The sequence below is a fragment of the Winogradskyella sp. HaHa_3_26 genome (assembly GCF_019278425.1).
GTDB classification, from domain to species: domain Bacteria; phylum Bacteroidota; class Bacteroidia; order Flavobacteriales; family Flavobacteriaceae; genus Winogradskyella; species Winogradskyella undariae.
On record NZ_CP058981.1, the window covers coordinates 785,878 to 809,070 of the forward strand.

The window sequence follows — 23,193 nt, forward strand, 5'->3', positions numbered from 1 at the left end:
AATATTCTAAGTTTAACTACTATCCTATTTTTGTGTCAATTGAGATACTTGGACTCATAGTACTAGACATGTAAATACTCTTTACATACGTTCCTTTTGACGACGTTGGTTTTAACTTCATGATTGTAGATAATAATTCTTGGGCATTACCAATAATTTTATCAGTATCAAACGATGCTTTCCCTATTGGAGCATGTACAATACCTGTTTTATCTACTTTAAAGTCAATTTTACCAGCTTTTACTTCTGCAACTGCTTTAGCTACATCCATAGTTACTGTACCTGTCTTAGGGTTTGGCATAAGACCTCTTGGTCCTAATACTCTACCTAATGGTCCTAACTTACCCATTATGCTTGGCATTGTAACGATAACGTCAACATCTGTCCAACCTTCTTTAATTTTCTGTAAGTATTCATCTAACCCAACGTAATCAGCGCCAGCTTCTTTTGCTTCTGCTTCTTTGTCTGGAGTTACAAGTGCAAGAACCTTCATGTCTTTACCTGTACCGTGTGGTAATGAAACTACACCACGAACCATTTGATTGGCTTTACGTGGATCTACACCTAATCTGATTGCTAAATCGATAGAAGCATCAAACTTTGTGTATGTAATTTCTTTTAGTAAAGCTGAAGCTTCCTCTAAAGAGTAAATTTTGTTATTATCAACCTTTGCTCTTGCTTCTTTTTGCTTCTTTGTTAATCTTGCCATATCTAAAAATTTAGTTTGGAGCTTCTCCTCCTTTAACAGTGATACCCATAGATCTTGCTGTACCGGCAACCATTTTCATAGCTGATCCGATCTCAAATGCATTTAGATCTACCATTTTGTCTTCTGCAATAGCTTTTACTTGATCCCAAGTTACTTTTGCTACTTTGCGTCGGTTTGGTTCTCCTGATCCTTTTTTTAGTTTGGCCGCTTCTAATAATTGTACTGCTGCAGGTGGCGTCTTGATTACAAAATCAAATGATTTGTCTTTGTAAACTGAGATCGCAACAGGTAAAACTTTACCTGCTTTATCTTGAGTTCTAGCATTAAATTGCTTACAGAACTCCATGATATTAACTCCTGCGGCACCTAAAGCGGGTCCTACCGGTGGCGATGGATTCGCAGCACCTCCCCGAACTTGTAGCTTAACTACTTTGTCTATTTCTTTTGCCATTTCTTAATGTTTATTACGATTATCTATATTGGAAGCATAGATAATACGCTCTTTATGTAACAATTATTAAACTTTTTCTACTTGCATGTAACTTAATTCTAATGGTGTTTTTCTTCCAAAAATCTTAACCATTACCTCAAGCTTACGCTTTTCTTCATTAATTTTTTCGATTGTTCCATCAAAACCATTGAATGGACCATCGATAACCTTAACAGTTTCTCCTTTTGTAAATGGAATAGCAACACTAGCATCTGCTTCTACAGATAACTCATCTACCTTACCAAGCATTCTATTTACTTCAGACTGTCTTAAAGGCACAGGATCACCACCTTTTGTTTCACCTAAAAAACCGATAACATTAGTAATCGATTTTATAATATGAGGTACTTCACCACTTAAATTAGCTTGCACCATAATGTAACCTGGAAAATAAACTTTTTCTTTGTTTATTTTTTTCCCGTTACGTATTTGAATTACTTTTTCGGTAGGTACTAAAACCTGATCAACAAAATCTTCTAAACCTAATCTTGAAATTTCACTTTCAATATAAGATTTGATTTTATTTTCTTGACCGCTTACCGCTCTAACAACATACCATTTTTTATCAGACATACTCTCTTCTTGTATAATTGTTAGTGAATTATTTCAAAGTAAGTTTTTACCGCTCTACTAAAAACAGTATCAACTCCCCAAATAGCTAGAGAAAAAATAATTGAAAATACAGCAACAATCACGGCTAATTTTTGAGCTTCTGGCCATGGTGTCCATGACACATTGTTCTTCAACTCACCAAACGATTCTTTTATATATGTTACTAATCCTGCCATTTGTAATTTACTTTATTAAGGATTAAAAAATAATCCATTAAATTTTATTTGCACGGGTTGAGAGACTCGAACTCCCGACACCTGGTTTTGGAGACCAGTGCTCTACCAACTGAGCTAAACCCGTAAACATTAATCAAGGTGTCTCGAGATTTCAAGACACCTTAATTAAATTATTTTAACTATAAAGCTTAGTCTAAAATTTCAGTAACCTGACCAGCACCAACTGTTCTACCACCTTCACGGATAGCGAAACGTAAACCTACGTTCATTGCAATTGTGTTAATCAACTCAACAGTAATTGTTAAGTTATCACCAGGCATAACCATTTCAACTCCATCAGGAAGCATAATGTTCCCTGTTACGTCAGTTGTACGAACGTAGAACTGCGGACGGTAGTTATTATGAAATGGAGTATGACGTCCACCTTCTTCTTTTTTCAATACGTAAACCTCAGCTTTAAACTTAGAGTGTGGTGTTACAGAACCAGGCTTAACGATTACCATACCTCTAGAGATTTGAGATTTCTCAATACCTCTTAATAAGATACCAGCGTTATCACCAGCTTCACCTCTATCTAAAATCTGACGGAACATTTCAATACCTGTAATAGTAGATGTTAATTTCTCAGCACCCATACCGATGATCTCAACAGGATCTCCTGTGTTAGCTACACCAGTCTCAATACGACCAGTTGCAACAGTACCACGACCTGTAATAGAAAATACATCTTCTATAGGCATTAAGAAAGGCTTGTCCATATCACGAACAGGCTCCTTAATCCAATCATCAACAGCTGCCATTAATTCCATAACAGTGTCAACCCATTTTTGTTCTCCGTTTAAAGCACCTAAAGCAGATCCAGCAATTACAGGTCCATTATCACCATCATATTCGTAGAATGATAATAAATCTCTAATTTCCATTTCAACTAATTCAAGTAACTCCTCATCATCAACCATATCCACTTTATTCATGAATACAACCATACTTGGAATACCTACCTGACGTCCTAAAAGGATATGCTCACGTGTTTGTGGCATTGGACCATCTGTTGCAGCAACAACCAAGATAGCACCATCCATTTGAGCAGCACCTGTAACCATGTTCTTTACGTAATCCGCGTGACCTGGACAGTCAACGTGAGCGTAATGACGATTAGCAGTTGCATATTCTACGTGTGAAGTATTAATTGTTATACCTCTTTCTTTTTCTTCTGGTGCGTTATCGATTTGATCGAAATCTTTCGCTTCAGATAAACCTGCATCAGCTAATACTTTAGTAATAGCAGCAGTTAAAGTTGTTTTACCGTGATCTACGTGTCCAATAGTACCAATATTTAAGTGTGGTTTTGAACGATCAAAAGTTGCCTTTGCCATGTTTAATTTATTTTAATCTTAATTATATTATTAGTGTTTAATTATATATTCTAAATGTAATTAACTTAGAAAAAAAAAGAGCCAATGACGAGAATTGAACTCGTGACCTCTTCCTTACCAAGGAAACGCTCTACCCCTGAGCTACACCGGCTTTTCATTTACGATTACCGATTAGTTAGATTTATGAAGTAAAAATCACGCGTCTAAACTCGAAAATTTTGAGCGAGAGACCAGGTTCGAACTGGCGACATTCAGCTTGGAAGGCTGACGCTCTACCAACTGAGCTACTCTCGCATTTTATAATTAAATCTCTTTAATTAAAGGTTTTAAAATAATTGTGGGGAGAGCAGGATTCGAACCTGCGAAGACGTAGTCAGCAGATTTACAGTCTGCCCTCGTTGGCCGCTTGAGTATCTCCCCAAAAAAATATTTCAATATTTCAAAAAAAACATCAAGAATTTATTTAAAAACTAAATCCTTAAAGAGCCGATGGAGGGACTCGAACCCACGACCTGCTGATTACAAATCAGCTGCTCTAGCCAGCTGAGCTACATCGGCTTTTATTACTTTTCAACTCTCTAAAAGAGCTCATAAAAAGTCCCGCTATCTCTAACGGGATGCAAATGTAAAACCTTTTTTCAGTTATTCAAAACTTTTTTGAAAAAAATTTTAAATATGTGCTCTTAATTTCTCTTTTCGCTTCTTAATTTGTCTTCCTAAAGATGCAATAGCAGCGTCTGCCCCTTCTTCAAATGTCTTACATTGCTTCTTAACAACAAAACTATCACCAGGTACACTTAGTTTTACTTCAAAAATTTTATTTTCTTTATCACTTGTGTTTTCAACTTTTAAATACACATCTGATTGTATTATTTTATCGTAATACATATCTAATTTATCCATTCGTTTCTGAATAAAATCTATCAGTTTAGTGTCTGCTGTAAAATTAACGGATTGAGTGTTTACTTTCATATTGTTTATTTTAAGTTGTATAAACCTACTAAAGCCTATTTATTTGCTTTAGCAGTAATTTCTATATGTTAAGCATAAAGCTTAACGTAGGTTTCTTGGATGTGCCTTTTCGTGCACTTTTTTTAATTCACTAATGCTATTATGTGTATAAACTTGAGTGGCTGCTAAGCTAGCATGACCAAGAAGTTCTTTAATTGCATTTAAATCAGCTCCTTTACTTAATAAATGTGTAGCAAACGAATGTCTTAACACATGAGGGCTGCATTTTACTTTCGTGGAAGCTTCACTAAAGTACTTATTTATTATTCTGTAAACAAGCTTTTCATAAATTTTAACCCCTTTTTGGGTTAAAAATAACATCTCACTATTTTCTATTAAGGGCAAATCTTTTCTATATTTTAAATAACATTTTAAAGATTTAATAACAGAATCAATTAATGGGATATAACGCTCCTTATTTCGCTTCCCTAGCACTTTAATTTGATTGCTTTCGACATCTACATCAACTAACTTTACATTGACCAATTCTATTCGTCTCATACCTGTTGCATAAAACATCTCAATGATTAATTGATTTCTTGCCGTTTCAAAATCATTTACTTCTATAGCATTTTCTAATACTATTTTTAATTCTTTCTCTGAAAATGGAAGTTGTACTTTCTTTCCAACCTTTAAAGCTTTATGTTTTTTTAAAGGATTCTCTTTAATCTCTTCTACTTTTTGTAAGAATTTATAATAGGTGTTCAATGACGTTATCTTTCTATTTATAGTTCTATTTGAAATATCATTATCTACTAACTCTACAATCCATTGTCTGATTTCGGAATAACCTGCTTTAGTGACACTCTCTGAATTGTGATGCTTTTTTAAAAACTCTTGAAAAGTTTCAATATCTCTGACATAAGCAATCAGTGTATGCTTAGAGTATTTTTTTTCTAATAATAAATAATCTGAAAAAGGTTTTAGACTCATATTACAAATGTGCGACTAATTTTAAATATAACGATTAACATCTCTAAAATTAAAGAATAGGTAAAAAAAATCCTGCTAATTAGCAGGATTTTAAATTCAATATTATAATGTGAGATTTACGTTGCTGGTTTATAGTCTTTACTATCTATTACCATTTTAGCAATGATTTCTTTAAGTATTTCTGAAGTTCCACCTCCTATTGGGCCCAATCTACTGTCTCTAGACATACGTGCTAAAGGATACTCTTCCATATAACCATAACCACCTAAGAACTGAAGACATTGATAAATAACATCATCTGCCATTTTTGTAGACTGCAACTTAGACATTGTAGCTTCTTTCACTACATATTCTCCCATATCTAAACGCTTGGCAACATAATAATTAAATTGCTTACAAATTTCCATTTGCGTTTCGCAATCGGCATAAGAATGTCTTAGGGCTTGAAATTTATCTATTGTTCTACCGAAAGCTGTTCTTTCAGACATATATTGTTTTGCGTATTCTAAAGCATACTCTGCTCTTGCATGAGAATTAACCCCCATTATCAAGCGCTCTAAAGCAAAATGTTGCATAATATATGGAAATCCTTTATTCTCTTCCCCCATTAAATTAGAAGTAGGGATTACAACATTATCAAATGCAATTTCTGCAGTATCTGAAGCTCTCCAGCCTAATTTATCTAATTTTGTAGCAGAAATACCAGGTGTATCTCTATCCATAACAAAAATACTAATCCCTTTATTTCCTAATTCAGGATTGGTTTTAGCAGCAACAACTAAATAGTCACTATAAACACCATTTGTTATAAAGGTTTTAGAACCATTGATAACATAAGTATCTCCTTTTTTTACAGCTGTTGTGCGCATACCGGCAACATCACTACCTCCAAAAGGTTCTGTTATACAAAGACATCCTATTTGATCACCCGAAATGCTATCTGCTAAATATTTTTCTTTTATAGCATCATCACCTTCTTTATTTAGATGGGTCATCGCTAAATAAGCATGTGCCCACATTGCAGCGGCAAATCCACCAGAATTAATACGTTGTAATTCTTCAAGAAAGATAATGGTATAAAAAAGATCTAGATCTAGTCCGCCATATTGCTCTGGGTAAGCAATTCCAAAATAGCCCATATCTCCAAATTTCTTCCAAATAAAACGTTCTATATGGCCTGTTTCTTCCCATTTATCAATATGAGGAACGACTTCTTTTTGCAAGAAGTCTCTAAGACTTTCTCTGAATAAATTGTGCTCTTCTGTAAAATATAAGTTAGACATGAATTGTTGTTTGTTAGAGTTGCAAATATAACTTAATTATCTCTATTTTTTTGATAGGGAAATCTTCGACCTTCATTAGTTCATCTAAAGAACTGAAGCCATCCCTAAGCGTTCTTTCTTCAATAATATTGTTAGCAACCTCATAATCTATGTATTGAACGGTGACTAACTCATCTCTTGTTGCTGTATTTAAATGGACAATTTTTATCGCTCTAGGAGTTTTAACAGTAAAATCATTATGTATACGCTCAATAACTTCTGTGGATAAACCCCAAACTTCAGAAAGCTGAATATCTGCTATAAATCCGCCTTTATATTTATTTCGGTAATTAATAATACGCTCTGAAAGCTTTTCACCTACTCCATACACTTTTTGCAACTGGATTGCCGTTGCAGTATTCAAATCTATCTTTTGATTAAAAGTCTTTGGCTTTGAAGTGTACGAGTTATAATTCCCTTGAGATTTTGGTTTTGGATTCGTAACCCAATCAGGAAATTTAAAATAAGGTGTTATTGTTTTTAAAAAAGAATCTGAAACTTTAGTGACTTGTTGAAATTCTTTAGCTGAATTCACCCATTTATTTGTCGCTCTAAATTTATGAAGTCTATCTATTTCAGCATTTGTCATACCTAATGAATAGCCTTTATAATCTGTAATATAATTAGGATTGAATGGATAAATTTTAGGTTTACTATTTTCTATTTCAATTAATCTAAGTGAATCTAATTCTTTCTTAAAAGCATTTATCTTATTTGTATTTTCAGGAATAGTATTATTAGTAAATGAAAAGACATTTGGAACAAACCAATACAAACACTGTAGAATAACTATAATAGCACACAATAAAAAAATCCCATTCCGCTGTTGATTAGTAAACTGGAAATGGGATTTCATAATATTATATTTTTATTTTATAGAATTTCATTTAAGTTATCAGCACCGTCTTCTATTGCCTCATGTTTTACATTAATAGCTTTGTAATATCTCGTCAATTCTTTCTTAATAATTGGAGATAAAATTACTACACCTATAATATTAGGGACTACCATCGCAAAAATCATAGCATCAGAGAAGTTAATTACGGCACCTAAACTAATAGAAGCACCAACTACAACAAAGAATAAGAATAATATTTTATAGATTAAATCTGTAATTTTCCCTTTCCCGAATAAAAACACCCAACCTTGCATTCCGTAGTATGACCAAGAAATCATCGTTGAAAAAGCAAATAATATAACTGCAATTGTTAATATTATAGAGAAATGAGGAATCACAGAATCAAACGCTGTCGCTGTTATCTCTACACCTTCAGTAATCTCTACTCCATATTCCATAAAACCACCATCAAAATTAGTAATTACAATCACTAAAGCTGTCATAGTACAGATAACAACCGTATCTATAAATGGTTCTAATAAAGCCACAATACCTTCTGAAGCTGGATATTTAGTACGAACAGCAGAATGTGCAATTGCAGCAGAACCAACACCTGCCTCATTAGAGAATGCTCCTCTTCTAATACCCTGGATCATTACACCTACGAGTCCACCTGCAATACCTAACCCTGAAAATGCACCTTCATATATTAAAGCAAAAGCATCATCAATTAAACTAAAATTAGCTCCTAAAATAATTAAAGAAGCTAACACATATATACCTGCCATAAACGGCACTACTTTTTCAGTAACCTTAGCAATACGCTTAATACCTCCAATAATTACAACCGCGACAAGAACAGCCATAACTAAACCAAAATATAGACCTGCATTAGAAGCTGGATCTAATTCGAATACTTTAACAAATTGTGCTGCCGCTTGATTGGCCTGAAACATGTTTCCACCACCAAAAGAACCACCAACCACGAATATGGCAAATAATACGGCTAGTACTTTACCAAAGCCACCCATTCCTTTAGATCTTAATCCTTTGGTTAAATAGTACATTGGACCTCCGTAAACAGTTCCGTCTTCACCAACATCTCTATATTTTACACCAAGTGTACATTCAGCAAATTTTGAAGCCATACCTAGTAATCCAGCAACAATCATCCAAAATGTAGCTCCTGGCCCACCAATAGATAAGGCTACAGCAACACCTGCTATATTACCTAAACCAACAGTTGCTGATAAAGCAGCTGTTAGAGCCTGAAAATGCGAAACTTCTCCGTCTGCACCATCATCTCTCATGGTTTCAATTATATTTTCTCCTTCATTTGCTGTATTATCGCCATATAAAGTATCTGCACCATGCTTTTCAATATCTTCATATTCCCCTTTAACAACTCTAATGGCCATTCTAAAGCCCGTAAAATTGATAAATTTAAAATAGATCGTAAAAAATAAGGCACCACCAACTAAAACGATAAGCACCCATGGAATTTTATAAGTCTCAGAGAATGGAATTTCATAAAAAATAGCATCTACAAACCAACCTGTGTAATCTTTGAAAATGACATCAATTTTTTCGGAAGTTGTTTCTTGTGCGAAGTTTAAAAGCGGTAAAATCAATGCAAAAATTGATAGAAGGTATTTCTTCATTAGTATCTTTATTAGTTAGTTTTTAAGTTTAGAAGTCGACAAGATGCAAAAAAAAATTGAGCATATGAAGTATGAGCTCAAAAAATGATGATATTTTTTACTCCAATTCGAACTCAGAATTGAGCCTCATAATTTGTTCAGGACGTCCTAAGACTATGATATGGGACCCAGGAACCAGCCTAGTATCTGCCTCAGGATTAACAATATAATCTCCATTATTATTCTTAAATCCGATAACGGTACAACCTGTTCTATTTCTCAAATCTAAGTCCTTAATTGTTTTTTCTTCTTGTGCATTATAAAGTTGCTCTACTTTAACTTCAACCATATTTACGTTGCGTTCTCCAACAATACTTAAGTTATCTATAAACTCAATTAAATCTGGCGTAACCACTAAAGAAGCCATATGGTCTCCTCCAATTCGATCTGGTAGTATTACATTATTAGCTCCTGCTAATTTTAATTTACTGTACGATGTTTCTTCGGATGCTCTACTAATAATATTTAACTTAGCATTAATCTGTCTTGCAGACAAAACCACAAATAAATTATCTGCATCATTAGGTAAAGCAGAAATTAAAGTTGTTGCTTTTTTTATACCTGCTTCTATTAAGATTTCGTCATCATTTGCATTTCCTAAGACAAAAGGCAAATCATGATTTTGACATTTCTCTATGACTTCTTTATTTTCTTCTATAATTACAAATGATTTTTCATAGGATAATAATTTTTTAGCAGCTTGTTTTCCATTACGCCCATATCCACATATAATAATATGTTCTGACATCTCTTCAATTTTCTTTTGCATCTTCCTTTGTTTTATATCTTCATAATTATTCCTGTTCAAAATATATTCTGTTATAATTGAAATAGCATATCCTAAAACAATAATACTTGTTAAGATTAGAAAAATAGTAAATATCTTAGAAGGAGTATCTAACGGATTGACTTCAGCAAAACCAACAGTTGTTACGGTAATAACTGTCATATATAAAGCATCTAACCAAAAATACCCTGCAATATACCGATAACCTAAAACACCAATAGTAAGCAAGATAATGACTAGCATCACAGCTGTATAAATCTTAGATCGGTAAAGTTTTAAAAGAGTGTTATTCATTTTTATAAATCAAAAACAGAAGAGCGCTTTGTATAAACAATGTCTTTAATACGCATCCAAAAGGCCATAAATAAATACAGTGCAAAACCAAAACCTAGAGTTACAAAGGTGAGATACATAAATGATGTTCTCACAATTTTTGCTCTAATCCCTAGACGATCAGCTATACGTTGACAAACGTAATAACCGCGTTTTTGAAAATATAATAAGAGTGCATAGAACCAATTCATGCTGCAATTTACTATTTTTTTACAATTAGACGATTTCCTATGGCACAATGCAAACATTTGTTTTTATCACAGTAGTATTGTTTTAATTGCAATAATGCCTGAGAACTCAATGCATTTTTATCAACAGACTTAAGCTCTAAAAACTTATTGATTACGCTGTTATTTTCAATTTTTAAATCTCTAATAAGCTGAAATAAATCTTCTTCAATCGATTTTCCTTGTGATTTAGCATAGCTGAATTTAAAAGGAATTAAAGTATTTATAATTAATAAATCTATAAAAGATTTAGTCATTATTTTCTTTGCTTTTTTTGAAGATTTAGCAAATGTATAATGCGTCTCCCAAAATTGAGTTACACCTAAATTAAATAATTCATATAACTCATTCAAAGTATTTAAATTCATCATTTTTGAAAACAAATGAGGCTCAGTCGCATATAAATTAGCAAATTGAGATAAACGAATGGTTGGGAAATTTGGTGGCCGAAGCCTAAAAAACTGTAGAGGTAAAACACCACGGTTATCTAAATTGAACTTCTGCTTTAAAAAATCGTATTCTTTTTTTAAGTCTAAAAAATAGGTTTCTTCTGTATTTTGATCTTCTAATAAATTGGGCTGACCAAACAATAATGCCTCTACATTATGTACATTATTTTTTAATTTTCTAAAAACTGAAAAATCAAAAGAATTTGCTATGCTTAAAAACGATTCTCCATTTACTTTTAATCCAAAATTCTTCAATAACATTTTAAACAATACAGCTTCCCAATCGTTATTAGAAGCTATTAATAAATCTTGAATAGTTTCTGATTTTTGCTCTAAACGCTCAATATAAAGACGCTCTAGCCAATTATTAAGTAAAAAATCATCAACCTCATTGAAATTGGTTTCACAATTAATCCATGTTTTAGACTTTAAAAGTTTCTGGTAATTATGAATTAAACTTTTATCTACATAATGTTTCAATTCTAAGGTTGGAATTTCTGAATTATCTTTTCTAAAAATCTCGGTATCATGCTCCCAAACCACATGAAGAATTACATTATCGTAAGCTTTATCTGTTTCATGATTATGAACATACCAATCTGAAGATTTAATATGAATTTCTACATTACCTGCCCAAAGTTGATTTTCAATCGTTAATTGCGCATTAAAAAAATCTGGACCAGCATTATGATTATGCTGCCCTAAATGTACTATGCTAACTTTATCGTCTTTTGTAGTTACTAACAGTGACGAATTAAAGGCTTTATGTTTCCATATATAATGAAGAAAATCTTCTTGCATTGACCTAAAGTACTAAAATATTGAACAAAAACAATTATAATAATTATTGTTTTTTAGAACTGTAAAGATTAAGAACATCATATAATTCATTAATATCTAAAGGTTTGCTAAGATATCCATTCATTTTATAGCGCTTTGTTTTATCTCTAACTTCAGATTCTGTAAAAGCTGTCAATGCAACAATAGGGATGATCGATTTAATGTTATCCGACATTTTTCTGATTCTCATTGTTGTTTCATAACCACCTAAAACAGGCATTTGTAAATCCATTAAGATTAAATCGAAATCTTCATTTATGTATATATCCAATAGTTCTTGTCCGTTTTTAGCTATTGCATAATCTATTTTCCATTTTTTAAATAACTTTTTAAGTAATAATGCATTAAGGTTATTATCTTCTGCTACTAAAACTTTTATATCAATTGTTTCTGTTTTTGATACATAATTATGGTCATCGATTAATTTTACTTTAGAGTGCTTGTATGAAATTTCGAACCAAAATTTAGCCCCTTTTCCTTCTTCACTTTCTATATGTAAATTACTATCATGAATTTTTATAAGTTCCTTGCTAATGTATAATCCTAAACCAGAACCTCCATAAAGCGCAGATGTGTTATCATTGGCCTGAACAAAGCTTTTAAATATATCTTTTTGCTTATTATAAGAAACACCAATTCCCGTATCTATAATACTAAAACGTATTTTAGTTTTATTTGAAACAGTTTCAACTACCTCTACTTTAAAAACAACACCACCTTCATCTGTGAATTTAAAAGCATTACTTAATAAATTTCTTAAAACTTGTGATAATTTGAGACTATCTCCTTTTAAAACCAAAGGAATGTTACTATCTATAATGGTATCGAAATTGAGTTTCTTTTTTGTTGCTGTTTGCTTAAAGTGTAGTTGGATATTCTGAATAAATTCTGGAAGATTAAAATCTTTTTCAATAAGTTTTATTTCATCAGACTTAAATCTATTGAGATCTAACAGGTCATTAATTAATTCTAATAAATGTTCTCCTGAATATTTTAAAATTTGCAAATTCTCTAATTGTTCTGGCAAGTAATTTTCCAACAACAAGATATCAGACATACCAATTACAGCATTTAAAGGCGTCCTTATTTCATGAGACATTGTAGACACAAATTCATCCTTTGTTTTATTAGCCTCACTTAACTCTAGTTCAATTTCTTTTAACTGAGTTACATCTGTCATAGTACCAATAGTGCCATTATATGTACCATTTGAATCGCAAATAATAACTAATCGTAATTGAATCCAAATTTTTTCTCCTTTAGATTTATTAAAGTAAAATAAAGAACTATAATCATTATCTTTTCCTCTTAAAAATTTAGAAATTTTAACTTGTTCTTTTTTATTTATTCCTATTGATAAATCTCTATAGTTCTTACCCAATACATCTTTAATAGGTATACCAATTAAGTCTTCCCAAGCTTTGTTTAGATATTTAAAATTGCCATCTATATCTGTTTTAAAGATGACACCTTCAATAGAATTTACAATGGCATTTAAATTAGTTTCTACACTATTTACTTTTGATTTCAAAGCTAGATTAGCTCTATAAAGTTCGTTAGAGCTTTCTTCAAAAATAATTTCATGATGTTTTACATCATCATCAAAACTTTTATAGGCTTCATTAACGACTTCAAAAAAGTCTTTAAACTTTTCTAAATCTGCTTCTTCAAAGCCTGCTTTACGAATTTGTCTTCGTAATAATCTATGCATGTTAGAATTTACCATTCGGATAATGTCGTAATTGTCATTGTTTGATTATGAAGTTCGCAAGGTGAGTATAAACCAAAGGGAGCTATTTCTCCATAAGAATAGAAGCCTGTAATTTTAGTATCCTTACCTATTACATCTCTTACAACCTCGACTTCTTCTTCTATAAGTTGTTTTAATACCAATCTACGACCTATACAACTAATTAAAATTGCCAATTTTGTATCTTGCTTTGTAACTTCTAATGCTTTTTTTGCAGAATCTTCTGCTCCATTAATAAGCCGGTCTACGTTTGCTTTCATTAAGCGTACATAAGAACCTTCTGGTATATTGCCCGCAAAAGTTAAGCTTTGTTCTTCTTCATTAATACCTAGAATAGTTCTTACAACAGGTGCATCCGTTTCATTTACACGCATACTTAAAGGAAATAATAAGCCTGAACTGGGTAATTTTGATGCATTGTCTCCTAAAAAAGATTTGTACAATTCTAATGCTGGTAAACCATCTAATTCGTATAGTACATTTTTTTCAGACCTACTTACCAAACGATCAATGCCAAAACTATCCCATCCTCCTTTAGAGCTATAACCAATTTTTAAGTGGTCACCATAAAACCCTAATCCAACCATTATCTTATCCGTTATAGTGCCATTTGCTATTACAAACGTTTCGTTAAAATCTGATCCATCAGCAGCTAAACCACCAGTAATACTAACTTCTGGTAAAATGCTTTTTAAGCCTGCTACTAATTCAGCACCATTAACATTTAAGCCATCACTAAACACCAAAACATGTTTAAGATTGTCTTTATTAAGTTTTTTTGCAAGAGAAGTAGCCGCTTCATAACTCTTGGCCATGCTATCCACGTCAACTTTTACTAATCTATGATTTGTCTTTTCAAGTTCAATTGCTGTAAGTGAGACAGAATTATCAGATACGTTTGTATTAGATATTTCACCAGCTGTAGAGCAGCCAACAATTGTAGCTTCAGGATAAAGTTTAATTAATTTGTTTACCAAATCATTCTTAGAAACAAATAAAGGTGATACAAATAATAAGAGAATAGTAGGTACAATCTTAATATTATTTACCTCATCATTCCATGTAGAATCCTTTAAGGATAGTTGCTCTACTTTCATGTTATATTGGGGCTAATTTCAAAAACACTTTGTCGGTAAAAAATGCTCTTTAGCCAATATATACTAAATTATTGATACTTTCTAAAAAGTATGACGAATACATCACATATTTGATACTTATAGAGAATTAATCTAATTAATTTCACAAATATATAATAGAAACGTCTAAATATTAAGATTTTAAAACCTTTATAATATCCCTGTATTCTTCTTTAACCTTATTTGTAGGTACACCGAAATATTAATGAACTTATTATATTGATTAAAATTTAAATCAATAATACCTTCACGTATTTACATTTTAAAAACCAAATGTTACAACCTTTTACATAGCATGAGTAAGCACCCATAACTGAACTTCTTCGGTTTTACGATAATGAGAATCGCGAGTTGTTTTATCAGATGCCTTTTTAACATTTTTGGTATAACATTTTTCTAACTGAAAACGTCCTCCTTCTGCTATTTCTTGTTCAATAGGATTTGATTTAGATAAGCCTGTTATTTCTGCTAGATTAGATAAAATGAGCACCAACTTACCGTCTGGCAGTAGCATTTGTTTTGCTGCTTCGAAAAAATGAGGAAACAATGTATCATTATAATAAATAGCTGCATCTAAATTTTCTACATTTCGAGTTTCAGGTAACCAAGGCGGATTAAAAACAATAAGTTCCACTGGTTTATCCCATTTACCAAAAAGTGATCCAAAATCTAATTCTATTTTCCTTGAAAGCTTAGTCTCACCCATCGATTCTGTTAAACCAATAACAGCATTAGGATTGGTGTCTGTTCCGAATACTTTTTGAAATCCATGCTTTATAATTTGTAATGCTAAGACTCCACTACCAAAACCAACATCTATCGCTGACTTCTTAGGACCTGTATAGCGCTTTAACCAGTTATCAAACAATTCTAAGTGTTCAAAGCGTGTTGGAAAATAAGTACCATAGTAAGGGTGAATTTTATTTCGTAAAACAGGGATTGTAATCCCATTTTTATACCATTGCCAGGCACTATTAAAACCTTGTACCTGCGGAAGACTTAATAAAAAGTCACTAGTATCAGGGTACAATTTTTCAAACCACCCTATAACAGGTGATTTTTTCACTAACAATTGATGATTTTCAATCTGAATCTTAATAAGGTTTGAAAGCTTATGATATTCCGAACGATAAATTCTCTGCTCCTTGAACGACTTATTAGGTAGTTTTCTGTTTAAATGTTCTTGAAGACCTCTAAGTAATATAGCTCCGTTATTATAAAATTCAGTAATTAAAACAGGCTTACCGCTTTCTAATACTTTTATAACTTGCTGAAGATCTTCTCCTCGATTATAAATTACCATATCTTGTAATGGTAAAAACGGTTCTGGTCTATTTACTTTTAATTCTTTCATTATAATATGGTATTACTTTTGGGTGAAGGTAGGTAAATACTATTGCAACCATAATGTATTATTAAATTGAAACCATCTATTTTTTAGTTTAGTTACTAAATAAAAAATCCTGATAGTGATATCAGGATTTTTGTTTTATAATAGCGATGAATTAAATACTTTATGTTTCTATATGCAATAAATAAAATCTTATTGAATTCTCAAAAAAAAGAAAACACGTATTAAAAACTAAGACTTTATTAGTTTTTTAGTCATAGCTTCTCCATTAGAAGTTAAAAGTTTTAAAAGATAAACTCCAGATTTTAATGTTGAAGAAAAATTCTCTAAATCTTTAATTGAAGCTGATTTGTAAACCTGTTTTCCTAAAATATTATATAGCATTACATTTTCTACAGGCTGGTTTATTTCAATTCTTACTTTATTATTAAACGGGTTAGGATAAATGCTCACAGCTGTTTCCGTAACTTCATCTACAGATAATAACATTATAGAATTAACATTATATACATCTGAAATTACAGCGTCGTACGATTCTAATTCTAGTTTTAACAAATCAGCATCACAATCACAAACAATAGATTTATTTCCATTGAAACCATTATAAGGATTGTCAACCAATTCATAACCTCTAACATTAAAATTGCTAAAAATCTGATTTAAACCGTCATCATTTGTTTCAATAATATTCATAGCATTTACTCCTGTTGCAGCTCCTATGTTATCATCAACCAAATTAAAAGATAGACCGTTACTTATTTTTAAATAATCATCTGTATCATTTACCATAGCATATTTAACAACATTTGAATAAGATGCTAAATCTAAAATTAATTGTTCTGTATCACAATTTTCACATAGGACATTCATATATCTAGAGTTAATTGCATCTTGATCGTAAAACAAATCAGAGTGAGCTTCAGAGTATAAAACCTGATACGAAGAAATAGTATACGAATTTAATATCGCATTTAAACCATTATCATTAGAGGTTGTTTCCCATGAATTACCTGTTGACGGCTGTCCAATACTTGGATTTACCAACTCCAATTGAATTTGTGTGTTTTGCGCGAAACTAACAAAACTGATACTTATAGCTAAAACGAGTGTGTATAATTGCTTCATAGAAATTGATTTTAAGGTCTAAATATAGACCAAAATTATGTTATAGGCAAACTGTAACAATCTAAATATATTAACAGCAACTAACACTTTTAAAATGCATTACAGGTTATTTTATTATTTTTAGAAATGATATAAAACAAAAAAATCCTGATAATTAAATCAGGATTTATACTTATATATAAATGATAAAATGTTATTTATTAATCTAAATAACCCATTTCACGCATCCAATCGTCATTATACATTTTTCCTACATAGCGACTTCCGTGGTCATGAAATAAAACAACAACAACATCTTCTGGTTTAAACTGTTCTTTTAACTGTAACACTCCTTTAATTGCAGATCCTGCAGAGTTTCCTAAAAACATTCCTTCTTCTTTACTTAAACGTTGTGTGTAAACACAAGCATCTTTATCTGTAACTTTAGTAAAGCCATCAATAATATCGAAATCTACATTTTTAGGTAAAATATCTTCACCAATACCTTCGGTTACGTAAGGGTAAATTTCATTTTCATCAAACTCACCTGTTTCATGATATTTTTTAAATACCGAACCATAAGTATCAACTCCCCAAACTTTAATATTTGGATTTTGTTCTTTTAAATATTTACCTACGCCGCTAATTGTTCCACCGGTACCAACACCAACAACAAAATGTGTGATTTTACCATCGGTTTGTTTCCAAATTTCTGGACCTGTACTTAAATAGTGTGCTTTTGTATTACTAGGATTATCATATTGATTAACATACCAAGAGTTTGGTGTTTCTTCTCCTAAACGTTTAGATACAGAATAATAACTACGTGGATCATATGGTTCTACTGCTGTAGGACAAACCACAACTTCTGCACCAACAGCTTTAAGAATATCTACTTTTTCTTTAGACTGCTTATCTGCCATTACAAAAATACATTTGTATCCTTTTATAATGGCTGCCAGAGCCAATCCCATTCCTGTATTCCCCGAAGTTCCTTCAATAATAGTTCCTCCTGGTTTTAAACGACCGTCCGCTTCTGCATCTTCAATCATTTGTAAAGCCATTCTATCTTTTACAGAGTTTCCTGGGTTAAAAGTTTCATATTTAGCAAGGACTAAACAAGGCAAATCCTCCACTAGTTTATTCATTTTAACTAATGGTGTGTTTCCTATTGTACCTAATATATTTTCTACGTAATCCATATTTTTTTTTCAGAAGTGCAAAGTTACGCTAAATGTTACGGTATAAAAACTCTAAATCCTTAAAGCTGATACATGGCTTAATTATTTTGAAACTGAAAATTTTTATGAAGGTATAAAAACTGTTGTTACACCGAGTTTCTCAGAGAATTCAAGAAGGTTTACATAGAGGCTTGTTAAAACTTCAAACTTAATTGTTAAGGGTAAATAGAGCCTAGATATTACTTAAAAACCTGTAAGCTGTTACACGGAGTTTTTAGAGAATGCACGAAGATTCACAGAGTGGTTTTCTAAAACTCCTAACTTAATTGTTAAGATATTACTTAAAAATCTATAAACTGTTACGCGGAGTTTCTCAGAGAATTCACTGAGATTCACAGAGCGGTTTTCTAAAACTTCAAACTGAATTGTTAAGGATAATTAGTGTCTAGATTAGAAACTGATGACTATCTACTTTTTATTAGTCGAATCGGATAGCTTTAACCGGAGATATCTTAGAGATAATAATAGAAGGAATTAACAACATTAATAAACACGCTATAAATGTCCCAATATTAAGAAAAACGATATAATCTAAACTGATATAAACAGGTGCATTACTCACGTAATAAGTATCTGGATTTAGCGGGAATAGCTTAAAATATTTTTGAGCAAATAATAAACCTAAACCTATTATATTTCCCCAAAGCAGACCTAAACCAATTAAATAAGATGCATTATAGAGAAATACTTTTCTAATCGTCCAATTAGAACTTCCTAAGGCTTTTAGAATACCAATCATTTGAGTACGTTCTAAAATTAAAACTAACAATGCGGTAATCATATTAATCCCAGCGACTATAATCATTATGGCAATTATACCGTATGTATTGTTATCAAAAATCTTAATCCATTCGAAAATTGTATAATATTTTCTTGTGATTGGATTAGCATTCATTAAAGATGGAATTGTTTTATAAATCTCTACTGTCTTTTCTTCGATCTTTGAAAAATCATCTATAAAAACTTCAAAATTTCCAATCTGGTCTGCTTCCCATTTATTTAAACGCTGAATATGTCTTAAATCTGCAATACAGAATTTCTCATCGAGCTCTTGAAAACCAGAATTATAAATCCCAACAATTTCAAAACTCATAAGACGAGGTAATCTATCAATACGCTCTGAGAACAACGTTTGCATCTTATCTCCTACTTTAAACCCTAAGCGATTGGCTAAATATTGAGATATTAAAATTTCTTCATTTCTGTCTTTTGTAAAATCTGGTAAGCGACCATCAATTAAAAATTCTTGAAAATACTGCCAAGTGTAATCTGCACCAACACCTTTAACAACGATACCTTCAAAATCAGTTTCTGTTCTAACAACCCCAAATTTTTGAGCTACCCCTTGAACATGCTTTACACCTTCAACATCTTTAAAATTCGGATAAAATTCTTGATTAATAGAAATAGGAACTTGAGATTCGTCTGAAGTATTATTATCGTAATTGGTAATTTCTATATGACCATTAAAAGCAACAACTTTATCTCTAATTTTTTGCTGTAAACCCAAACCTGTAGCTATTGCAATAAGCATTACAATAACTCCAATAGCAATTGCAGCGATACCAATTTTAATTATTGGTCCCGATACACTACTTTTATACGTTTTATTGCCAATTATGCGTTTAGCTATAAATAATTCAAAATTCAAACTTATATATGCTTTTAAAGGTTTTCAAAAATACAGTTTTATTCTCTATAATTATTGGGATTTCATTGGTAACATTTTCTTGTGGAAATAGCACAAACAAAGATGCCGTAAACTATAGCATAGATACTTTAGCTATTAACGACACACCAGCCCCGTTAAGTACATTAAATAAACAAAAAATTATTGTTGGTGCTAATAAAACGCAAGACTACCTTCCATTATTAAAAGGAAAGCGAATAGGAATTGTTGCCAACCAAACAAGCGTTATCTTTCAAACTAGCAATTCTAAATCTAACGCTATAAATCAAACACATCTTGTAGATTCATTATTAAGTCTTAAAGTTGATGTAAAAAAAGTATTTGCACCAGAACACGGATTTAGAGGTGTTGCAGATGCAGGCGAAGTTGTAAAAGATGGCATTGACACTAAAACAAGCTTACCTATTATTTCTCTTTATGGTAAAAACAAAAAACCAAGCGCTGAGCAATTAAAGGGACTTGACCTTGTTGTTTTTGATATACAAGATGTTGGTGCTCGTTTCTACACCTATATTTCTAGTCTACATTATGTCATGGAAGCTTGTGCAGAGCAAAACATTCCGGTTCTCATATTAGACAGACCCAACCCAAACGGGCATTATATTGATGGTCCTGTTTTAGAAAAAGAGCATACTAGTTTTGTTGGTATGCACCCCATCCCTGTGGTTCACGGTATGACTATTGGCGAATACGCAAAAATGATTAATGGCGAAAGATGGCTAAAGAACGGAATACAATGTGAATTGAGTGTCATTTCTGTTGAAAATTATAATCATCTACTTCCTTATAATTTACCGATAAAACCGTCACCAAATTTACCTAACGAAGCGGCTATAAACCTCTACCCAAGTTTATGCTTTTTTGAAGGCACTAATATTAGTGTAGGACGCGGAACTGATAAGCAATTTCAGGTTGTTGGCTCACCTATTTTCGCAAAGCAAGCATTACCATTTCAGTTTACACCAAAAGCAAATGAAGGTGCTAAATATCCTAAACACGAAAATAAAGTTTGTTTTGGTTATGACTTATCTAAGGAAGCACATTTAGATGCCCTTAATTTAAAATGGTTAATTGAATTCTACAATAAAGACAAAAAATCAGGCTCTAAAGGTCCATTTTTTACTAACTTTTTTACATTATTAGCAGGAACAAAAAAACTACAGCAGCAAATAGAATCTGGATTATCTGAAAGCGAAATTAGAGCCACTTGGAAAGATGGCTTAACTGCTTTTAGCACTACAAGAAATAAGTATTTATTGTATAAATAGATTAATACTTATTTATGGTTTTAGAATTTCTATAAGCACATTAGGATAGTCTGTAATAATTGCATCTACATTCCAGGCTATCATTTGTTTCATATCTGCTTCTGTATTTACTGTCCATGGAATAACTTGAAAACCTTCTTTTTGATAATTTGAAATAGACGCTTCTGATAACAATTTAAAATAAGGGCTTATAATTTCGGGTTGAAACGATAGTAAATTCAACTTTTCATTAATAGTTTCATTATCTTCTACTAATAAAGCCAAGGGTATTTTAGGTGCTTGTACCTTTACTTCTTCGAGAATAGCAATATCAAAAGACTGTAAATTTACACGACTAAACATGTCGTATTTATTTATTTCTTCTAAAACTAAAGCGACATAAGCTTCTGGTTGTGGTGTGAAAATATCGTAATAACTAGGGTCAGATTTTATTTCAATATTAAACTTAACATCCGATTTTTTAGTTTTTACTAAATCGAATACTTCAGATAATAAAGGTTTATACGTTTTAAATTTTTCTTGATTTGGATAAGTGGGATGAAATTTTGTACCACAATCAAATGTCTTAATTTCATCGTAATTCATTTCATATAAATTGTAATCAGTCTCTAAATCTTTTGGAATAATACTATCTTCATAAGTCAAACAAAAGATAGAATTCATATAAGGATCATGAGATACCACAACTTTTCCATCTTTAGAAATTACAATATCTAGTTCTAAAGTTTGCACACCAAGATCTATTGCTTTTTCAAAAGCGGCTAAAGAATTTTCTGGCATTAAACCTCTGCAACCTCTATGGCCTTGAACTCCTATTTTTTTCTCTGAACTACAACTCATAATTATTATTAAAGTGAATATACAAATGGGCAACTTATACTGTAAGTGTAAATTTCTCAGAATCATTAATCATTAAGATTAATAAGCAATTGTGCCTTCTTTAAATCTAACGAAGAAATATTAGATTTCCATAATTCGGCTTCTTCTATATCTCCTAAAACACGGTAAGACGTATAGTATAAAAAGTCTACAAATCCTTGATTATTTTGCGCTATAGTTTCAGTATCAATTCGTTTTAACTCTCTTAAAACCTTTCTTGGACGCTTTAATATTAGGTATTGTTCAATTTTAGAAAGTGCTACCCTTTGCAATAAATTGGATTGATTTTCTTCTGGGTTATTCACTAAATACTCAGCTGCAGTATCTAAATAAATGGTCGCTAAATCTAAAATATTCTCTCTAATACTTTCTTTTGTGTATAATGAATAATCTAAATATTTTGAAGCCAAATAATAAGCTGAATAAAAATCTGGATTAGTATTATACCCTTTTAATTCTGTTGCTATAAATTCCGTATTTAACCCATAATCTAAAATGATTTTTGTGATGTTTTGGTAACCTTCAGGTTGATTAGATACGTTTAAAATATGACCATTTATATCCATAATTTTAATTGAATCATCATTAAACTTATCAATGTATTTTTGAGATCGTTTGTCTTTAATATTCATATACAAATCTTCATACTCTAATTCATCTACAATAACAGGTATAAAATATTTCCATATTAAAGGACTCACCTCTTCATTCTCAAATAAATTTTGAACAAAAACAATATTACCATTCTCATTATTTACAACAACCTGATAATCGTACTCTGTAGCATCTTCCCATACCATCAGCACCATTTTATTCTGAACCAAAGCTAATTTTTGAGCGATATCTAAATTAGTTAACCATGCTTGTGAGTGAGAGACATTAACCACAAAGAATAGAAATATAAATTTTGTAAATAAATTTTTCATAAAGTGTTTTCTGTTTAAATATCAAAAATTATTCCGAAGCTATTC

The 23,193-nt window shown here is 31.5% G+C and carries 22 protein-coding genes and 5 tRNA genes; 1 reads left to right on the forward strand and 26 read right to left on the reverse strand.

What is annotated here, in order from left to right:
* Nucleotides 1-19 precede the first annotated feature (19 nt).
* The 24 genes from rplA to H0I32_RS03530 all read right to left on the reverse strand — a co-directional run bounded on the left by rplA (nucleotide 20) and on the right by H0I32_RS03530 (nucleotide 20,036).
* Complete coding sequence (gene rplA, locus H0I32_RS03415) at nucleotides 20-709, reverse strand: 50S ribosomal protein L1 (protein ID WP_173586646.1); 690 nt, start codon at nucleotides 707-709, stop codon at nucleotides 20-22.
* A gap of 10 nt (nucleotides 710-719) precedes the next feature.
* Nucleotides 720-1,160 (reverse strand): 50S ribosomal protein L11, encoded by a 441-nt coding sequence (gene rplK, locus H0I32_RS03420; RefSeq protein ID WP_173586645.1) that lies wholly within the window; start codon nucleotides 1,158-1,160, stop codon nucleotides 720-722.
* A 66-nt stretch (nucleotides 1,161-1,226) separates the two neighbouring features.
* Nucleotides 1,227-1,772, reverse strand: a complete 546-nt coding sequence (nusG, locus tag H0I32_RS03425; RefSeq protein ID WP_179314706.1) for a transcription termination/antitermination protein NusG — start codon at nucleotides 1,770-1,772, stop codon at nucleotides 1,227-1,229.
* 20 nt (nucleotides 1,773-1,792) lie between these two features.
* Nucleotides 1,793-1,987: a preprotein translocase subunit SecE gene (gene secE / locus H0I32_RS03430; RefSeq protein WP_173586643.1), complete on the reverse strand. Its 195-nt coding sequence runs from the start codon at nucleotides 1,985-1,987 to the stop codon at nucleotides 1,793-1,795.
* A gap of 51 nt (nucleotides 1,988-2,038) precedes the next feature.
* A tRNA-Trp gene (locus tag H0I32_RS03435) sits at nucleotides 2,039-2,111 on the reverse strand.
* A gap of 64 nt (nucleotides 2,112-2,175) precedes the next feature.
* The gene (gene tuf / locus H0I32_RS03440) at nucleotides 2,176-3,363 is read right to left on the reverse strand and encodes an elongation factor Tu (RefSeq protein WP_173586642.1); all 1,188 of its coding nucleotides are present in this window, start codon (nucleotides 3,361-3,363) and stop codon (nucleotides 2,176-2,178) included.
* A gap of 79 nt (nucleotides 3,364-3,442) precedes the next feature.
* Nucleotides 3,443-3,514 (reverse strand) — tRNA-Thr (locus H0I32_RS03445).
* A gap of 70 nt (nucleotides 3,515-3,584) precedes the next feature.
* Nucleotides 3,585-3,657 (reverse strand) — tRNA-Gly (locus H0I32_RS03450).
* Nucleotides 3,658-3,701: 44 nt separating this feature from the next.
* Nucleotides 3,702-3,783 (reverse strand) — tRNA-Tyr (locus H0I32_RS03455).
* 64 nt (nucleotides 3,784-3,847) lie between these two features.
* A tRNA-Thr gene (locus H0I32_RS03460) sits at nucleotides 3,848-3,921 on the reverse strand.
* Nucleotides 3,922-4,032: 111 nt separating this feature from the next.
* Nucleotides 4,033-4,335 carry a ribosome hibernation-promoting factor, HPF/YfiA family gene (hpf, locus tag H0I32_RS03465; RefSeq protein WP_173586641.1) on the reverse strand — a complete coding sequence of 101 codons (303 nt, stop codon included), beginning with the start codon at nucleotides 4,333-4,335 and terminating at the stop codon, nucleotides 4,033-4,035.
* A gap of 81 nt (nucleotides 4,336-4,416) precedes the next feature.
* A complete protein-coding gene (locus H0I32_RS03470; RefSeq protein WP_173586640.1) occupies nucleotides 4,417-5,307 on the reverse strand; it encodes a tyrosine-type recombinase/integrase in 891 nt (296 codons plus the stop codon).
* 116 nt (nucleotides 5,308-5,423) lie between these two features.
* A complete protein-coding gene (locus tag H0I32_RS03475) occupies nucleotides 5,424-6,590 on the reverse strand; it encodes an acyl-CoA dehydrogenase family protein (protein WP_173586639.1) in 1,167 nt (388 codons plus the stop codon).
* Between the two features lie 13 nt (nucleotides 6,591-6,603).
* Nucleotides 6,604-7,485 carry a ComEA family DNA-binding protein gene (locus H0I32_RS03480; protein WP_173586638.1) on the reverse strand — a complete coding sequence of 294 codons (882 nt, stop codon included), beginning with the start codon at nucleotides 7,483-7,485 and terminating at the stop codon, nucleotides 6,604-6,606.
* Nucleotides 7,486-7,502: 17 nt separating this feature from the next.
* Nucleotides 7,503-9,128: an alanine/glycine:cation symporter family protein gene (locus H0I32_RS03485; RefSeq protein WP_179314707.1), complete on the reverse strand. Its 1,626-nt coding sequence runs from the start codon at nucleotides 9,126-9,128 to the stop codon at nucleotides 7,503-7,505.
* 97 nt (nucleotides 9,129-9,225) lie between these two features.
* On the reverse strand, nucleotides 9,226-10,248 hold the full coding sequence (locus H0I32_RS03490) for a potassium channel family protein (protein WP_179314708.1): 1,023 nt from the start codon (nucleotides 10,246-10,248) through the stop codon (nucleotides 9,226-9,228).
* Nucleotides 10,249-10,250: 2 nt separating this feature from the next.
* Nucleotides 10,251-10,478, reverse strand: coding sequence for a PspC domain-containing protein (locus H0I32_RS03495; protein ID WP_173586635.1), 228 nt, complete (start codon nucleotides 10,476-10,478; stop codon nucleotides 10,251-10,253).
* Between the two features lie 11 nt (nucleotides 10,479-10,489).
* The gene (locus tag H0I32_RS03500; protein ID WP_179314709.1) at nucleotides 10,490-11,764 is read right to left on the reverse strand and encodes a DUF2851 family protein; all 1,275 of its coding nucleotides are present in this window, start codon (nucleotides 11,762-11,764) and stop codon (nucleotides 10,490-10,492) included.
* Between the two features lie 43 nt (nucleotides 11,765-11,807).
* Nucleotides 11,808-13,529: an ATP-binding protein gene (locus H0I32_RS03505; protein ID WP_179314710.1), complete on the reverse strand. Its 1,722-nt coding sequence runs from the start codon at nucleotides 13,527-13,529 to the stop codon at nucleotides 11,808-11,810.
* Nucleotides 13,523-14,650 (reverse strand): FIST signal transduction protein, encoded by a 1,128-nt coding sequence (locus H0I32_RS03510; protein WP_179314711.1) that lies wholly within the window; start codon nucleotides 14,648-14,650, stop codon nucleotides 13,523-13,525. The genes H0I32_RS03505 and H0I32_RS03510 overlap by 7 nt, the downstream gene beginning before the upstream one ends.
* Nucleotides 14,651-14,975: 325 nt before the next feature.
* A complete protein-coding gene (locus H0I32_RS03515; RefSeq protein ID WP_218841366.1) occupies nucleotides 14,976-16,043 on the reverse strand; it encodes a methyltransferase in 1,068 nt (355 codons plus the stop codon).
* Nucleotides 16,044-16,271: 228 nt separating this feature from the next.
* Nucleotides 16,272-17,165 carry a T9SS type A sorting domain-containing protein gene (locus H0I32_RS03520; RefSeq protein WP_179314712.1) on the reverse strand — a complete coding sequence of 298 codons (894 nt, stop codon included), beginning with the start codon at nucleotides 17,163-17,165 and terminating at the stop codon, nucleotides 16,272-16,274.
* 200 nt (nucleotides 17,166-17,365) lie between these two features.
* Nucleotides 17,366-18,346, reverse strand: coding sequence for a PLP-dependent cysteine synthase family protein (locus H0I32_RS03525; RefSeq protein WP_179314713.1), 981 nt, complete (start codon nucleotides 18,344-18,346; stop codon nucleotides 17,366-17,368).
* A gap of 457 nt (nucleotides 18,347-18,803) precedes the next feature.
* On the reverse strand, nucleotides 18,804-20,036 hold the full coding sequence (locus tag H0I32_RS03530) for an ABC transporter permease (protein ID WP_179314714.1): 1,233 nt from the start codon (nucleotides 20,034-20,036) through the stop codon (nucleotides 18,804-18,806).
* An 8-nt stretch (nucleotides 20,037-20,044) separates the two neighbouring features.
* On the opposite strand from H0I32_RS03530, the gene H0I32_RS03535 reads away from it, so the two are divergent.
* The gene (locus H0I32_RS03535; RefSeq protein WP_179314715.1) at nucleotides 20,045-21,343 is read left to right on the forward strand and encodes an exo-beta-N-acetylmuramidase NamZ domain-containing protein; all 1,299 of its coding nucleotides are present in this window, start codon (nucleotides 20,045-20,047) and stop codon (nucleotides 21,341-21,343) included.
* 12 nt (nucleotides 21,344-21,355) lie between these two features.
* Here H0I32_RS03535 and H0I32_RS03540 read toward each other — a convergent pair whose 3' ends face one another.
* Nucleotides 21,356-22,183, reverse strand: a complete 828-nt coding sequence (locus tag H0I32_RS03540) for a glycerophosphodiester phosphodiesterase (protein WP_179314716.1) — start codon at nucleotides 22,181-22,183, stop codon at nucleotides 21,356-21,358.
* 65 nt (nucleotides 22,184-22,248) lie between these two features.
* Nucleotides 22,249-23,148, reverse strand: a complete 900-nt coding sequence (locus H0I32_RS03545) for a hypothetical protein (protein ID WP_179314717.1) — start codon at nucleotides 23,146-23,148, stop codon at nucleotides 22,249-22,251.
* Nucleotides 23,149-23,193: the final 45 nt, after the last annotated feature.